1 protein-coding gene is annotated in these 2,871 nt (G+C 73.5%); it reads right to left on the reverse strand.

Annotated elements, in window-relative coordinates; translation table 11 throughout:
- Positions 1-66 precede the first annotated feature (66 nt).
- Positions 67-2,871 (reverse strand): ribonuclease E/G (locus ACFXPK_RS32680; protein WP_385080783.1); only part of this gene is annotated, 2,805 nt, incomplete at its 5' end.

Here is a 2,871-nt window from a genome sequence, read left to right on the forward strand (position 1 = left end):
GGGGGGGGGGCCCCCCCCCCCGCGCGGGGCGCGGGGGCGGCGGGGGGCGGGGTGACACCGCGGGGATCAGTCCTCGGTGGTGGCCGTGACGCCCGAGGGCGCCGTCTGCTCGGCCGCGGCGGTCTTCTTCGACGCCTTGGCCGTGGACTTGGCCGTCTTGGTCGTCTTGGCCGTCTTCGCCGGTGCCTTCTTGGCCGCGGTCGTCTTCTTCGCCGCGGTCTTCTTGGCCGTCGTCTTCTTGGCGGCCGTCTTCTTCGCGGGGGCCTTCTTGGCGGCCGTCTTGCGGACCGCCTTCTTGGCCGGTGCCGGTGCCTCGGCGCCGTCGGACGCGTCGGCCCCTTCGGTGGCCGCCTCGGCGGTGGTGGCGGACTCCTCGGTCTTCGCCGGAGCCTCCACGACGACGACCGCCGCCTCCTGCGTGCCCGAAGGCGAACCGGCCGGGGCGGTGGCCTTGCGGGTCGCCCTGCGGCGCGCACGCGGCGGGGCCGCCACGGGCTCCTCCTCGGCGGCCACCGGCTCGACGGGGGCGGCCACGGGCTCGGCGGCGGGCTCCGGGGTCACGGGGACGACCACCTCGGCCTCCGCCTCCGCCGCCTTGGGCGAACCGGCCGGAGCCGTCGCCTTACGGGTGGCACGGCGCCGCGTACGGCCCTGGGGCGCCGCCTCGGCGACGGGCGCCTCCGCGGGCGCCTCGGCCACCGGGGCGGCCTCGGGCTCGGGGGTCTCGACGACCGTCACGGCCTCGGCGGGCGCGGGAGCCTCCGGCTCCGCCGCCCTCGGCGAACCGGCCGGGGCCGACGCCTTGCGCGACGCACGGCGGCGCGAGCGGCCCCGTACCGCCGCCTCGGCCTCCGCGACGCTGCTGTACAGCTCCTCGTCCGGCACGAAGTCGGGCTCGGAGAGGGCGACCGGGGCCGCCACCTCCGCCGCCAGCTCGGCCTCCGACTCGGTGTCGTGGTCGGCGTCGGACTCCGCCGCCGTACCCGTCACCTCGTGGTCGTGCTCGTGGTCCGCGCCGGCCCCGCCGCGACCGCGCTTCTTGGAGCGCTTGCCGTTGCCGCCGCCACCGGCGGCCACCGGCTGCTCCATGTGGACGATGACACCGCGGCCGTTGCAGTGGACGCAGGTCTCGGAGAAGGACTCCAGCAGACCCTGGCCGACCCGCTTGCGGGTCATCTGGACCAGGCCCAGCGAGGTGACCTCGGCGACCTGGTGCTTCGTACGGTCCCGGCCCAGGCACTCCAGCAGGCGCCGCAGCACCAGGTCCCGGTTGGACTCCAGCACCATGTCGATGAAGTCGATGACGACGATGCCGCCCAGGTCGCGCAGCCGGAGCTGGCGCACGATCTCCTCGGCCGCCTCCAGGTTGTTCCTGGTGACGGTCTCCTCCAGGTTGCCGCCCTGGCCGGTGAACTTCCCGGTGTTGACGTCGACCACGATCATGGCCTCGGTCTTGTCGATGACCAGCGAACCGCCGCTGGGCAGCCAGACCTTGCGGTCCAGCGCCTTCATGAGCTGCTCGTCGATGCGGTACGTCGCGAAGACGTCCACCTCGCTGGTCCAGCGCGACAGCCGGTCGGAGAGGTCCGGCGCCACGTGCGCGACGTACCCGCTGATCGTCTGCCACGCGTCGGCGCCGCTGACGATGACCTTCGAGAAGTCCTCGTTGAAGATGTCGCGGACGACCCGGACGGTCATGTCCGGCTCGCCGTAGAGCAGCGTCGGCGCGTTGCCGCTCTTCGACTTCTTCTTGATGTCCTCCCACTGCGCCTGGAGCCGCTCGACGTCGCGGCGCAGCTCGTCCTCGCTGGCGCCCTCGGCGGCCGTACGGACGATGACGCCCGCGTCCTCGGGGACGATCTTCTTGAGGATGGTCTTGAGCCGGGCGCGCTCGGTGTCCGGGAGCTTGCGGCTGATGCCGGTCATCGAGCCCTCGGGCACGTACACGAGGTAGCGGCCGGGCAGAGAGACCTGGCTGGTCAGACGGGCGCCCTTGTGGCCGATCGGGTCCTTCGTCACCTGGACGAGCACCGACTGGCCGGACTTGAGCGCGGTCTCGATACGGCGCGGCCCGTTGGCCATGCCGAGCGCCTCGAAGTTGACCTCACCGGCGTACAGGACGGCGTTGCGGCCCTTGCCGATGTCGACGAAGGCGGCCTCCATGGACGGCAGTACGTTCTGCACCTTGCCCAGGTAGACGTTGCCGACGTAGCTGGTCGCCTGCTCCTTGTTGACGTAGTGCTCGACCAGGACGTTGTCCTCCAGGACACCGATCTGGGTGCGCTCGCCGTGCTGGCGCACGACCATCACGCGCTCGACCGCCTCACGGCGGGCCAGGAACTCCGCCTCCGTGATGATCGGCACCCGGCGGCGGCCCTGCTCGCGTCCCTCGCGGCGGCGCTGCTTCTTGGCCTCCAGCCGGGTCGAGCCCTTGATGGACTGGACCTCGTCGGCGCCGGTACCGGGCTCGCGCTCGGTGTCCTTGGCGCGGCGCTCGCGCGGCTCGCGGACCTTGACGACCGTACGCTCCGGGTCGTCGCCGCCGCCGGTGCCCTGCTCGGTCTCCGAGCCGCCGTCGGCGCTGCGACGGCGCCTGCGGCGACGCCGCCTGCTGCTGGAGGAGCCGCCCGAGGACGCCTCCTGGTCGTCGTTCTCGTCGTCGTAGGCGGCGGAGGTGTCGGGGGCGTCCCGGTCCTCGTCGGCCTCGTCGGTGTGGTCGGCGGAGGAGGTCTCCTCCTGCCGCTCGTCCGTGGTGTCGTCGGCGTCCGCGGACTCACCGCGGCGACGGCGCCAGCCGCCCCGGCGGCGGCGACGGGAGGGGCGGTCGCCGAACTCGTCGGACTCCTCGGCGGTCTCGGCGGCGACGTCGGC

The sequence above is a fragment of the Streptomyces sp. NPDC059142 genome (assembly GCF_042755665.1).
Classification (GTDB): domain Bacteria; phylum Actinomycetota; class Actinomycetes; order Streptomycetales; family Streptomycetaceae; genus Streptomyces.